The following is an 11855-nucleotide window of genomic DNA, read 5'->3' on the forward strand; positions in this document are numbered from 1 at the left end:
TATGATCCTCACAATAAAGCACAAAGGTTTAGCGGAGTTCTATCGAACAGGTAGCACCGCAGGAATTCAATATAAACATGCCGCCAGATTACGAATGCAGCTTGTTGCTCTGGATACAGCTTTATTCATCACTGATCTACAGTTACCTGGTTATCGTTTACACCGTCTGAAAGGCGAAAGTTCACATAGGTGGTCTATCAAGGTTAGCGGCAATTGGCGATTAACGTTCGAGTTTCGAGCCGGCAATGTTTATTTGCTGAATTACGAGGATTATCATTAATGGTCATGCATAACCCTGCTCATCCGGGGGAGTTTATTTCTGCGACGTATATGGTGCCGTATAACCTGAGTTGTCGGTATTTAGCGGGTAAACTAAACGTCGCACCTTCGACGCTCAATCGTATTTTGAAGTGCCAAAGCGGCGTGAGTCCGGAAATGGCATTGCGACTTTCAAAAGCGGTAGGGCGAAGCCCAGAGAGCTGGCTGGCAATGCAGCACACCTATGATCTCTGGCATGCTGCTCGTAAGACACAACTCGAAAACGTCCAGCCTATCGACTTCAGCGCGGTTTAACCCAGCGAGAAAAGCCGAACAGTACCAAGGCTAAAATCGCACCTAAGGTGTCGGCCAGCATGTCTTTCTGGGCATCCCAGACGTCACCCTGAGAACCGAGGAATTCGATGCCGGCGTTGCCGCCTTCGATGACGGCAAACTGCCATTCGATAATTTCATAAGCAGCAGCCACGGCCATAATGAAAAACAGGCCGAAGAACACGGCTGTGACCGGTCGTGCCCACTGTTTGCGAACCAGTAACTCAGCTGCCGGGTAGGCATAAAAACCGACACTAAAGTGGGCGATGCGATCGTAGTGATTGCGCTCGAAGCCGAAGAAGTCGGTGATCCAGTCAAAAGGAACATTAGCAAAAGTGTAATGGGCGCCAATGGTATGCAGAATGAGCAGCACGCTCATTAACAGATAACTGGTATTACTGAAGCGAAACTTGCCGAAAGTTGCCAATAATCCTGCAAATATGGCGATGATCGGCACCATTTCTGCCCACCAGACAGTAACATCCGCCGGGTTAATGTAGGACCACACCATGGTGGCAATAATAATGACAGCGAGAAAATGTGGGATTCGGTACTGCCAGGAATTGCCTGATGTGGTCATTGTTTTAGTCCTTAGAAGGCTGCGGGTTTAGCGGCCAGCCACCCACGTTTTTGTAGCGGTTAACCATCCAGCAGAACAGCTCTGCGGTGCGCTCGGTATCGTACAAGGCCGAGTGTGCTTGTTTACTATCGAAAGCGATACCGGCTTCCTGACAAGCTTTAATGAGTACCGTCTGACCCAGCGTGAGCGCTGCCAGCGCAGCGGTATCGAAGGTGACAAACGGATGAAACGGATTACGTTTTAGCGCGCTACGCTCGGCGGCAGCCATGAGGAAGCCTAAATCGAAGGTCGCATTATGACCGACCAGCACGCAGCGCTGACAGCCCGCTTCTTTTTGTGCTTTGCGGATCGGTTTAAACATTTCCTTTAAGGCTTCGTCTTCCGGCACAGCACCGCGCAGCGGCGAGTGGGGGTCGATACCGTTAAAGTCGATCGCGGCCTGCTCGATGTTGGCGCCGTCAAAGGGGGCGACGTGGTAATGAATACGTTCGGCCGGGTGCAGCCAGCCCTCTTCATCGAACTCCAGGGTGACGGCGGCAATTTCCAGCAGCGCATCCGTATTGGCGTTAAACCCTGCGGTTTCAACATCGATGACCACGGGCAGGTAGCCACGGAAACGCTGCTTCATTAAGCTCGGTCCGGGCTCGCTCATAAATCGTCGCTTTCTTTACGTTCAATTAGCTCAATGGCGTAGCCGTCCGGATCGCGGACGAAGGCGATCACGGTTTTACCACCTTTGACTGGACCAGGCTTGCGGTACACGTCAGCACCTTTGTCTTCTAAGTCTTCGCATAAGGCATAAATGTCGTCGACACCAATGGCGATGTGGCCAAAACCTTCGCCGAGATCGTATTCGCTTTGGTCCCAGTTGTAGGTCAGCTCAAGCACCGTGTGGTCTTTTTCATCGCCATAACCGACGAACGCCAGGGTGTAAGTGTACTCTTCGTTGTCTTTCTGGCGCAGCAGTTTCATACCCATCAGTTCAGTGTAAAACTTGATGGAGCGGTCCAGGTCGCCGACACGTAACATGGTGTGTAGCATTCGCATAGCGTACTCCTTACTTATCTGAATTCAGTGTCGGAACTTAGTCGTCCGACGTTTTATCTTTATACTCGCATAAGTCTTCAATAATACAGCTGCCGCATCGTGGTTTACGGGCGATACAGGTGTACCGGCCGTGCAGAATAAACCAGTGATGCGCATCCACCTTAAATTCGGCGGGGATCACTTTTTCCAGCTTATCTTCTACCGCCCGTACGGTTTTACCCGTGGCAAATTTGGTACGGTTGGAAACGCGAAAGATATGGGTATCCACGGCAATGGTCGGCCAACCGAAGGCGGTATTGAGCACCACGTTGGCGGTCTTACGGCCAACGCCCGGCAGAGCTTCTAAGGCGGCACGGTCTTCGGGCACTTCGCCGTCGTGTTTGTCGACCAGAATCTTACAGGTTTTGATGACATTTTCGGCTTTGGCATTAAATAAGCCAATGGTTTTAATGTAGTCTTTAACGCCATCGACACCAAGCTCCAACATAGCTGCAGGAGTGTTGGCGGCAGGGAAAAGCTTACGCGTGGCTTTGTTGACACCGACATCGGTGGCCTGCGCTGAGAGCATGACCGCAATCAACAGCTCAAAGCTTGAATCGAATTCAAGCTCCGTAGTGGGGTTTGGATTGTTCTCCCGCAGGCGTTTTAGTATCTCTATACGTTTTTGTTTATTCATAGTTTTGCTTAACGCTTATTGAGCCGTGACTCGCACCCGCGTGACTTCTTTCGCCGGCTTGGTGGCGCGCTGTTCGCGGTAATGGTCAATGGCATTTTTGATGGCGATAATAAAGCCCATGGCGATAAATGCGCCCGGTGGCAAGATCGCCAGCAGTAAGGGGTAATCTACAGCAAACAGCTCAATACGTAGAGCAGCGGCCCAATCGCCCAATAATAATTCGGCACCATCAAATAAGGTGCCGTTGCCGAGTACTTCGCGGATGCCACCGAGAACCACCAGCACCAGCGTAAAACCAAGCCCCATCATTAAGCCGTCATAGGCGGAGCGGCGCCATGGATTCTTCGAGGCAAAGGCTTCCGCGCGACCGATAATGGCACAGTTGGTAACAATCAGTGGAATAAAAATACCCAGTGACTGGTACAAGCCATACACATAGGCGTTCATCAGTAACTGGATGACGGTGACAAAGGTGGCAATGACCATTACAAACACCGGAATACGGATTTCCTTTGGCACCCACTCGCGGACCAGAGACACGGTGATGTTGGAGCCGATCAGCACCAGTAAAGTCGCTAATCCTAAGCCTAAGGCGTTGGTAACGGTCGCGGTTACGGCCAGCAACGGGCACAAGCCGAGTAGCTGTACCAGTGCCGGGTTATTTTCCCAGAGTCCTTGCCAGGTAATTTCTTTATAATTCATGACGATTGGCCTCCACACTCAAGGGTTTGTTGGCGCCATTGGTCTTTGTTGCGTTTAAAAGCAGTCACTGTACGTGCTACTGCCTGAACTACTGCCCTTGGGGTAATAGTAGCACCGGTAAACTGATCAAAGACACCGCCGTCGCGTTGTACGGCCCAGCGCTGGTCATCCGGACCTGTCACTGTCATGCCTTCGAAGCTGGTGATCCAGTCACTTTTACGGCGTTCAATTTTATCACCTAAACCAGGCGTTTCCTGATGCTGCAGCACGCGTACGCCGGCCACAGTGTTATCCCAGTTCATGGCCACCAGCAAACGAATGCCACCGGAATAGCCATTCTGCGCCACCACTTCAATAGCAGCTGCGGCAGGTTGGCCGTCTTGAGTAGCCAGATACATAGGCGTTGGCCCAGTGGCCAGCTCCGGCGCCTCGATTAAACGGCAACTGGCGTACAAATCGTTGTCGTGCGCCTGCGCCGGGATCAGTTGATTCAAGACCTGTAGCAGTTCGCGTTGCTGCTCGCGGGCGATCGGCTCGGCAGTCAGCCGTGCCGTCAGCATCACCAGCAGAGTCGCCACTACAGCGAAAGCGGCCAGAATGAGTCCGTTGCGTTGCATACTACGAGCAATCATGTGCGTCCTCCATGGCCATATACCACTGGCTGCGTGTATTTATCGATGATCGGCACGGTCATATTGGCGAGCAGGACCGCGAAGGCTACCGCATCGGGGTAGCCGCCCCAGGTGCGAATCGCAAAGACTAAAAAGCCGATTAGCAGGCCAAAATACAGACGCCCGCGCTTCGACGTTGCCGCAGTGACGGGATCCGTCGCGATAAAGAAGGCGCCGAGCATGGTCGCGCCGCTAAACAGATGCAACACCGGCGACACACTTTGGTCAGGGCTGAACAGCCAGGCCAGCGCGGCGGGAACCGCAAGACCCAACAGCATACCGACCGGGATGTGCCAGCTGATCACCCGTACTTTTAGTAACACGAGTCCGCCGAGCAAAAAGGCGGCATTGACCCACTGCCAGCCGAGGCCGGCAAAGCTACCAAAGATGGGTTGCTGCAGTGCTTCGTCAATGGTGAGCTGATGATTGAGTGCGGTACGCAGGCTGTCCAGGGGCGTGGCCATGGTCATGCCGTCAGCACCCATGCGCAGCTGTTCAATATCGTAGCCGCTTGGTGTGTAGCCGGTGAAAATCAGTACCGCGCTATCAAGAAAGCTGAGATCAACCTGACTGAGCTGCACCGGTAACGGCCAGCTGGTCATTTGCACGGGGAAGCTTATCAGCAGCACTACGTAACCGGCCATGGCAGGATTGAAAATGTTCTGACCCACGCCGCCATAAACATGCTTGACGATAATAATTGAGAAAGCGGTACCTATGACGATAATCCACCAGGGCGCAAAGCCGGGAATACTGATCGCCAGCAACACCGCTGTCACCAACGCGGTATGGTCGCGCCAGGCCGATTCAACCGGACGGCCGCGCAGCATCATACACAGAGCTTCAGCAGTCCAGGCCGTGGCAATGGCCAGTAACAGCTGCCAGATCACGCCCCAGCCAAAGAAGTAAATTAGCGTCATTACGCCGGGAATCAAGGCCAGGTAAACCCAACGCATGACCTGTTGCGTGGTGCGGCGTTGATGGCTGTGCGGCGACGCAGCGAGTTTGAAGGTCATGAGTTGTCCTCGTTCGATGACTGATTCTCAGCAGCGGCTTTCTGCTGCGCTGCTTTGCGAGCTTTGGCACGGGCAATTGCCGCCTGTACTGCGTCCTGCGGATTCTCGCCGCCGGCTTTGACTTGCTCGGCCTGAGCTTGTTTACGCGCTTCAGCAGCTTTACGATGGCGCTCTAAGCGTTCTTCTTTTTCCCGCTCAAGCCGCTCATTACGTGCCTCGAAACGCTCGCGCGCAATCTCAGCTTTGGCTTTTTCACGGGCGATGTTGCGGATTTCGGCCTTGGCCTTGCGGTAATAATGCACCAAGGGTATCTCGCTGGGGCAGACATAGGCGCAGGCACCGCATTCAATACAGTCGAACAGGTTTTGTTGCTCAAGGCCGTCATGGTCTTTGGCTTTGGCCAGCCACTGCAATTGCTGTGGCAGCAGTTCTGCAGGACAGACATCGGAGCAGGCACCACAACGGATACAGGCCATTTCCTGTTGCGCTGGAGCCAGTTCGGTAACACTTGGGATCAGCAGGCAGTTGGTGATTTTGACCACCGGCACGTCCACATCGGGCAGGGTAAAGCCCATCATCGGCCCGCCCATGATCACCCGTTGTTCTTCGCCAGTGGCCTGAAAGCCTGCCTGGTGCAATACATGGGCAACCGGTGTGCCGATACGAACCCAGTAGTTGCCCGGCTTAGCAACAGCCTCGCCAGTCACCGTCACCACCCGTTCCGTCAGGGCTTCGCCGTGACGAACAGCGCGGCTGACCGCGTAAGCTGTGCCGACGTTTTGCATGATCAGACCAATATCAATCGGCAGTCCACGGCTCGGCACCTGGCGCCCGGTGAGCATCTGGATCAGTTGTTTCTCGCCACCTGAAGGGTATTTGGTTGGGACTACGCGCAAACTAAAATGCGGGTGGTCGGCGAGGGCTTCTTTCATGACCGCGATGGCTTCGGGCTTGTTGTCTTCAATGGCAATCAGGCCTTTGTCACACCCCGCCAGATGCAGCAGTATCTCAGAGCCATCAATGATGGTTTCGGCATGCTCGCGCATCAGTCGGTCGTCGGCGCTGATGTAGGGTTCACATTCCACGCCATTAATAATCAGGTAATCAATAGGGCGTTGTAGGGCCAGCTTTTGCGCCGTCGGGAAGCCTGCGCCACCTAAGCCAGCCACGCCTGCCAGGCGAATGGTATCGAGCAGTTCAGCCGGAGAAACCTGAGTGTAGTCGGTCAGCCCCTGAGCCGGCATGGCATCATCTCTGCCGTCGGCGCGAATACGGATGACTACATCTGCCATCCCGGACGGGTGCGCAATACGACCGGGACCAATGGCTGTGACGGTGCCAGAGGTGGGGGCATGCACCGGTAAGCCTTGACCGGTTTGCGACTGTGTCAGTGGCTGTCCGCGCAAGACAGTGTCGCCAACGGCAACGCAGATCTCACCGGGCGCACCTATGTGCTGTTTGATCGGCACCATATAACTTGCCGCCAGCGGCATCTGGCGAATGGGGGACTGGTTGGATAGCTCTTTGCGCTCCGGCGGATGAATGCCGCCCGGAAAGGACCAGATTTGACCTGCTTCGATAGCTTTTTTAGAAGCTGCGGACATCAGGACTTCGCCTCCACAATTTGCACAGGAATTTGTTGCATATCCCACTGCCAGTTTTCCGGACGGGTGGGCAGGGCCACCATGTCGATACAATCGACAGGGCAGGGCTCGACACAAAGGTCACAGCCTGTGCATTCGTGGGCAATGACCGTGTGCATGTGCTTGGCAGAGCCCAGTATGGCATCCACCGGGCAGGCCTGGATGCACTTGGTGCAACCAATGCATTCGTCTTCGCGAATCACCGCAACCTTTTTGACGTCTTCGACACCGTGCGCAGCATCGAGAGGTTTAGCCTCAACACCTAACAAGTCAGCCAGGGCTTTGATGGTGGCTTCACCGCCTGGAGGACATTTATTAATGTCATCACCGTTGGCAATTGCCTCCGCATAAGGCCGACAGCCCGGATAGCCGCACTGGCCACACTGGGTTTGCGGTAATATGGAATCGATCTGGTCAACGATGGGATCGCTTTCCACCCGGAACCGCACCGCGGCAAAGCCGAGCACCAAACCAAAGATCAGCGCCAGTACGCCAATTGCGATCAGCGCAGTAACAATGCTCATGACAAGGTCACCAATCCACTAAAGCCCATAAACGCTAACGACATCAGTCCCGCAGTGATCATGCCCACCGCTGCGCCTTTAAAGGGCAGAGGGACATCAGCTGCGGCCAGACGCTCGCGTAAGGCAGAGAACAAAATAAGAACCAGAGAAAAACCGATGGCCGCACCAAATCCATAAACAATGGACTCAATAAAGTTATGCTGTTCATTAATATTTAGTAACGCCACACCCAGCACCGCACAGTTGGTGGTGATCAAGGGTAAGAAAATGCCCAGTAACCGGTACAGCGTCGGGCTGGTTTTATGCACGACCATTTCGGTGAATTGCACCACTACGGCAATTACCAGAATGAAACTCAGGGTCTGCAAAGCAAGCAAGTCAAAAGGCGCCAGTAAATAATGATTGACCAGGTAGCTGCACACCGATGCCAGCGTCAGCACAAAGGTGGTTGCCGCGGACATACCAATGGCGGTTTCCAGCTTGTTTGAGACCCCCATGAAAGGGCATAAACCGAGGAATTTCACCAAGACAAAATTATTGACCAGTACTGTCGCTACCAGAAGTAGCAAATACTCACCCATTTGAATCGCCCAAGTTTGCTATTAAATCTTGCGTATTATCGAATGTTTAGCGCTTTGAAACAACCGATAGACTGTAGTGTTATTTGAGTTTGTCACCGAATCTTCATGGTGGTGTAGCAAATCTGCCATTTTGTCGGCGTAAATTAGCGGCAACAACAGGAACGAAGGAGCCTGTTATGGTTCGCTGGTTAGCTACGTTGAGTCGTTACGACCAACTCTGGTTCTGCTGGTGTTGCGCACGGTCGCAGCGCTTTCAGCGGCAGAGCTGGATACGCTTAGTGTCGCGTTCAGGGGACGGCTACTGTTACGCGCTTATCGCCTTCTTGCTAAGTGCTACGGCGCCAGAGTCGGGCGGATCATTTTCCCTGGCTCTCGCGATCGGTTTCAGTATTGAAATTCCCTTATTTATCGCGATCAAACGCTGCTTAAAGCGTCCACGGCCCTATCAGACACTTTCCATCACTTCGGTGATACAGGCTCACGACCAATTTAGTTTTCCCTCGGGCCATACCACCGCCGCATTTTTATTCGCTGGCATTGCCAGCAGTTTCTATCCCGCCTGGACACCGATCTGGATCATCTGGGCGAGCATGGTTGGGATTTCACGCGTTTTACTGGGTGTTCATTATCCGGGAGATATTGGCGCCGGTGCCATCTTAGGCACCACCTTAGCCTACCTGGCATTGCTGTTCACGAATTAACTGGAGCTTTACTGATGAAGATATTACTGGGTATCCAAGGCACTGGAAATGGCCATTTAAGTCGTTGTACGGCGCTTGCAGAAGCATTGCAGCAGCACCCCTCGGTCGAGGTTGACTATCTGGTTTCCGGGCGCGCTCCTGAGCATTTCTTCGACATGGAGGCATTTCCAAACTGGCAGTGGCGCAAAGGGCTGTCCTTTGCGGTACAAAAAGGCCAGATTGACGTGCGCAAAACCCTATCGCAAAACGACTGGAAACAATTCTGGCGCGATGTCACTGAACTCGACCTGAGTCCGTATGATCTGGTGGTTACTGACTACGAGCCGGTGGTCGCCTGGGCCGCGCGCCGGCAAAACAAGCGGTGCATAGGCATGGGCCGGCAATATGCGTTCTACAAACGTACGCAAAGCCTGCGTTTGCCCTGGTTGTATCAACAGCTGATCCGCTGGTTCGCACCGGCAACAGATGTGGTCGGCATGCACTGGGTTGCAGATGGCAATCATATTTTGCCACCTATCGTGCATCACCGGGCTCTGACAGGGCAGGTAGAGGAAGACCATTACTTGGTGTACTTACCGTTTGAGTCGTTGGTCAGTGTGCATCGGCTGTTAGCAAAATTCCCACACTACCGCTTTAGTGTGTTTCATCCAGATGCGAAGCGGCAGAAGATTGCGGGCATTGATTACTACCCACCATCACGGCAGCGCTTCGCCGAACAATTTGTCAAAGCTGGAGGAGTCATTAGCAATGCTGGCTTCGAAACCAGCTGTGAAGCTCTCGCGTACGGTAAAAAGCTGCTGGTGCGGCCGCTGGGCGGTCAGTTTGAGCAACTTGCTAATGCCCGCTGTTTGGCCGAACTTGGCTTAGCAACGCAAATGAATGAACTGACACCGCAAGGCTTAACGGACTGGTTCGCCCTTACGGAACGGAAGCAGTGCTTTTGGCCTGATGTCGCCAGTGAAATTGCGGCCTGGCTTGCTGGTGGTGCAGAACAGTCGGTAGCGGAGTTGAGCCGGCGCTTATGGCGGCAGGCGGATCAAAGTGATTATCGTGATCTATTACGGAGTGATTTGCGTTTACAGAGAAGCTAGTTTTGGCTCCCCAGGTTGGATTCGAACCAACGACACATGGATTAACAGTCCACCGCTCTAACCAACTGAGCTACTGGGGAATCGCAAGGGTATGGATAGTGTTAGTGAGGATGAGAGTTGGCTCCCCAGGTTGGATTCGAACCAACGACACATGGATTAACAGTCCACCGCTCTAACCAACTGAGCTACTGGGGAACTCATCGAACTCATCTAACAACGGGAGCGAATGTTAAAGGTGCCTGCGCGGCCTGTCAATAGTAAAAATGCGCGTTTGCGCGTTTTCTGTTCACGGCTGCAAAAATTACTTTTTGTCAAGCCACCGAAATGACGGTCACTATAACATAACGCATAATGCGCAATCGCTGTCGGTTATCCACAGTGAGGGCAAAGTCACGCCAGTCATGGGCTAGCAGATCTTATCCACTAAATCTGTGGATAACCTTGTGGGCAGATATGTGAGAAGCCTTAAATCACGCTGTGTAGCGAGCGATTGCGGAGCTGATTAAAATTTGAGTTTATAAAAATAAGTTCTTTATAAACAGTAGGTTGAGATAAACTGCGGATCTACCCCTAAATTATTTTTTTATTTATTTTTAGCTGTACACTGAATCGACAAGGGTTGTGCATTTCTTCATTCATGTGGTGAATTTTTGGCTCAAAAAAGGCCCGCAAACCGAACCGGTTGCGGGCCTTTAAACTAATAAATTCTAAGTAGAACAAGGCTTCTACTTGTTAGCGAATTCCGTAATACGTGCAACAGCCTCTTCGAGTGTCGCTAAATCCGTCGCAAACGAGAGTCGGCAATGTCCAGGCGCACCGAATGCTGAACCTGGCACCAATGCCACTTTATTTTCTTTCAACAGCGCTTCGCACCATTCAACATCATCGGCCAAACCTTTATCGGCCATCATTACTTCAATATTGGCGAAGGTGTAGAAGGTACCGTCGCCTTCAATGCAGCGCATGCCCGGAATTGCGTTCAGGGCATTTACCAGATAGTCGTGGCGCAGCTTAAACGCGCGGACCATTTCGGTAATACAGCTTTGATCGCCAGTGAGGGCAGCCAGTGCTGCATGCTGACTGATGCTGGCAGGATTCGAAGTACTCTGCGATTGCATTTTCTTCATCGCCGCAATGATAGGTGCCGGTCCTGCTGCGTAGCCGATACGCCAACCGGTCATGGCATAAGCTTTAGATACGCCTGAGAGCAGGATAATGCGGTCCTGCAAATCTGGCGCTGCCATGGCGATATTGGCAAACGGGAAGTCAGCCCACAGAATGTGCTCGTACATATCGTCACTGGCGATAAGAATTTGCGGATGCTCACGCAGCACTTCGGCCAGCGCCGCCAGTTCCTCTTTGGTGTAGGCGGTGCCGGTCGGGTTAGACGGGCTGTTAAGAAACAGCAGGCGTGTTTTCGGTGTAATCGCAGCAGCAAGTTGTTCCGGGGTAATTTTATAGCGCTGTTCAATACCTGCCTGAATGAACTTGGGTTCAGCACCGACCAGTTTTGCCATGTCTGGATACGAGACCCAATAAGGAGCTGGAACCAGCACTTCATCGCCAGGATTCAGCCAGGCGCTTAACAGGTTAAAGATACTGTGCTTACCGCCGGCAGAAATCAGGATCTCGGATAACTTGTAGGTGAGCTCGTTATCACGCTTGAACTTGTCAATCACCGCCTGCTTGAGCTCGGTGATACCATCCACAGCCGTGTACTTGGTATGACCTGCATCGATAGCAGCTTTGGCTGCGTCTTTAATAAACTCCGGGGTATCGAAGTCCGGCTCGCCAACGCCAAGGCCAATAACATCATGGCCCGCAGCTTTTAACTCGGCGGCTTTTTGCGACACAGCGAGTGTTGGAGAAGGTTGTATTGCGTTGATGCGATCGGATAATGGGTAGTTCACGGCACGTTCCTGTGGATCAAAATGAAGGTCATTACTATATGATCCTTCGCTTTTTATGTCCATGATCGGCGCTGAGGTCAGGCCATTCTTTTTTGCCCCACATAGCGTCAATCAGGGAAATC

15 protein-coding genes and 2 tRNA genes are annotated in these 11855 nt (G+C 52.8%); 4 read left to right on the plus strand and 13 right to left on the minus strand.

Features of this window, described 5'->3' with window-relative positions; genetic code table 11:
• Position 1: 1 nt before the first annotated feature.
• Complete coding sequence (locus tag J6J28_RS04150; protein WP_301720060.1) at positions 2 to 280, plus strand: type II toxin-antitoxin system RelE/ParE family toxin; 279 nt, start codon at positions 2 to 4, stop codon at positions 278 to 280.
• Positions 280 to 573: a HigA family addiction module antitoxin gene (locus J6J28_RS04155; protein WP_301720061.1), complete on the plus strand. Its 294-nt coding sequence runs from the start codon at positions 280 to 282 to the stop codon at positions 571 to 573. The genes J6J28_RS04150 and J6J28_RS04155 overlap by 1 nt, the downstream gene beginning before the upstream one ends.
• Here J6J28_RS04155 and J6J28_RS04160 read toward each other — a convergent pair.
• The 10 genes from J6J28_RS04160 to rsxA are packed head-to-tail and all read right to left on the minus strand — an operon-like array spanning position 560 to position 8031.
• Positions 560 to 1171 carry a DUF2238 domain-containing protein gene (locus J6J28_RS04160; RefSeq protein ID WP_301720062.1) on the minus strand — a complete coding sequence of 204 codons (612 nt, stop codon included), beginning with the start codon at positions 1169 to 1171 and terminating at the stop codon, positions 560 to 562. The two genes, J6J28_RS04155 and J6J28_RS04160, sit on opposite strands and share 14 nt — an antisense overlap.
• A gap of 4 nt (positions 1172 to 1175) precedes the next feature.
• The gene (gene rnt, locus J6J28_RS04165; RefSeq protein ID WP_301720063.1) at positions 1176 to 1823 is read right to left on the minus strand and encodes a ribonuclease T; all 648 of its coding nucleotides are present in this window, start codon (positions 1821 to 1823) and stop codon (positions 1176 to 1178) included.
• Positions 1820 to 2218, minus strand: coding sequence for a lactoylglutathione lyase (gloA, locus tag J6J28_RS04170; protein ID WP_301720064.1), 399 nt, complete (start codon positions 2216 to 2218; stop codon positions 1820 to 1822). Before gloA ends, rnt begins: the two co-directional genes overlap by 4 nt.
• A 37-nt stretch (positions 2219 to 2255) precedes the next feature.
• Complete coding sequence (gene nth / locus J6J28_RS04175; protein ID WP_301720065.1) at positions 2256 to 2894, minus strand: endonuclease III; 639 nt, start codon at positions 2892 to 2894, stop codon at positions 2256 to 2258.
• Between the two features lie 15 nt (positions 2895 to 2909).
• Positions 2910 to 3596, minus strand: a complete 687-nt coding sequence (locus J6J28_RS04180) for an electron transport complex subunit E (RefSeq protein WP_301720066.1) — start codon at positions 3594 to 3596, stop codon at positions 2910 to 2912.
• Positions 3593 to 4228, minus strand: a complete 636-nt coding sequence (gene rsxG, locus J6J28_RS04185; RefSeq protein ID WP_301720067.1) for an electron transport complex subunit RsxG — start codon at positions 4226 to 4228, stop codon at positions 3593 to 3595. The genes J6J28_RS04180 and rsxG overlap by 4 nt, the downstream gene beginning before the upstream one ends.
• Positions 4225 to 5283: an electron transport complex subunit RsxD gene (rsxD, locus tag J6J28_RS04190; RefSeq protein ID WP_301720068.1), complete on the minus strand. Its 1059-nt coding sequence runs from the start codon at positions 5281 to 5283 to the stop codon at positions 4225 to 4227. Before rsxD ends, rsxG begins: the two co-directional genes overlap by 4 nt.
• Positions 5280 to 6887, minus strand: coding sequence for an electron transport complex subunit RsxC (gene rsxC, locus J6J28_RS04195; RefSeq protein WP_301720069.1), 1608 nt, complete (start codon positions 6885 to 6887; stop codon positions 5280 to 5282). Before rsxC ends, rsxD begins: the two co-directional genes overlap by 4 nt.
• Positions 6887 to 7450 (minus strand): electron transport complex subunit RsxB, encoded by a 564-nt coding sequence (rsxB, locus tag J6J28_RS04200; protein WP_301720070.1) that lies wholly within the window; start codon positions 7448 to 7450, stop codon positions 6887 to 6889. The genes rsxC and rsxB overlap by 1 nt, the downstream gene beginning before the upstream one ends.
• The gene (rsxA, locus tag J6J28_RS04205) at positions 7447 to 8031 is read right to left on the minus strand and encodes an electron transport complex subunit RsxA (protein ID WP_126761478.1); all 585 of its coding nucleotides are present in this window, start codon (positions 8029 to 8031) and stop codon (positions 7447 to 7449) included. The genes rsxB and rsxA overlap by 4 nt, the downstream gene beginning before the upstream one ends.
• A 176-nt stretch (positions 8032 to 8207) precedes the next feature.
• Between rsxA and J6J28_RS04210 the strand changes: the two genes are divergently transcribed.
• A complete protein-coding gene (locus J6J28_RS04210) occupies positions 8208 to 8732 on the plus strand; it encodes a phosphatase PAP2 family protein (RefSeq protein ID WP_301720071.1) in 525 nt (174 codons plus the stop codon).
• Positions 8733 to 8746: 14 nt separating this feature from the next.
• Positions 8747 to 9823: a glycosyltransferase family protein gene (locus J6J28_RS04215; protein ID WP_301720072.1), complete on the plus strand. Its 1077-nt coding sequence runs from the start codon at positions 8747 to 8749 to the stop codon at positions 9821 to 9823.
• 3 nt (positions 9824 to 9826) lie between these two features.
• On the opposite strand, the gene J6J28_RS04220 is transcribed toward J6J28_RS04215, so the two are convergent.
• The 3 genes from J6J28_RS04220 to J6J28_RS04230 form a co-directional block, all read right to left on the minus strand.
• Positions 9827 to 9903: transfer RNA gene (locus tag J6J28_RS04220), tRNA-Asn, on the minus strand.
• Between the two features lie 38 nt (positions 9904 to 9941).
• A tRNA-Asn gene (locus tag J6J28_RS04225) sits at positions 9942 to 10018 on the minus strand.
• A 530-nt stretch (positions 10019 to 10548) separates the two neighbouring features.
• Positions 10549 to 11733: a pyridoxal phosphate-dependent aminotransferase gene (locus J6J28_RS04230; RefSeq protein WP_301720073.1), complete on the minus strand. Its 1185-nt coding sequence runs from the start codon at positions 11731 to 11733 to the stop codon at positions 10549 to 10551.
• Positions 11734 to 11855 lie beyond the last annotated feature (122 nt).

It is taken from the genome of Pseudidiomarina terrestris (assembly GCF_030466375.1).
Lineage (GTDB): Bacteria > Pseudomonadota > Gammaproteobacteria > Enterobacterales > Alteromonadaceae > Pseudidiomarina > Pseudidiomarina terrestris.